The sequence below is a fragment of the Pseudomonas sp. 32_A genome (genome assembly GCF_017490905.1).
Taxonomy (GTDB): domain Bacteria; phylum Pseudomonadota; class Gammaproteobacteria; order Pseudomonadales; family Pseudomonadaceae; genus Aquipseudomonas; species Aquipseudomonas inefficax.
The window spans coordinates 1-440 of sequence record NZ_JAFGYI010000362.1; the positions used below are offsets into that span (position 1 = coordinate 1).

Below are 440 nucleotides of genomic sequence, written 5' to 3' on the forward strand. Positions count from 1 at the left end.
GGTTGGTCTCGTTGGGGGAGCCCGATAGGCTTGGGCGCTTGATAAGGTTGGCGTTGGAGGAGATTCGACTTTGTGCCTCAGACCCGTTGTGCGGTGAACATCGACCGGCGCACGACGGAACGTCTTCGTTGCACGGCGCCGCATGCCATGCGTGCATGTTTTCCCCTGAAACATCGTGCGAGCGCGGAAACAAGTATCTTGACCGAGGGCTTCTCGTCCAGACGATTGGTGGTGGCAACGTTCCTTTCTTTGAATGATGATGAACCTGCCAACACCTCTCCTCGATGCTATCGCGGAATTTGCCGCTGACGTCTCCTCGGATGCCGTTATGACCGTGGTAGTGCAGCTAAGGCAGTCAAGCAGTAACCTCGAGCAGGCATTGCTGCAGATTCAGCAGCGCCTCCATTCGACGGCCCGCACTAGGTTTCAGCGAATCCTTG

The 440-nt window shown here is 56.8% G+C and carries 1 protein-coding gene; it reads left to right on the top strand.

The window, feature by feature from the left end; all coding sequences use genetic code 11:
* Positions 1-253: 253 nt before the first annotated feature.
* The coding region (locus J5M58_RS27080; RefSeq protein WP_207880524.1) for a hypothetical protein at positions 254-440 on the top strand (187 nt) is incomplete at its 3' end.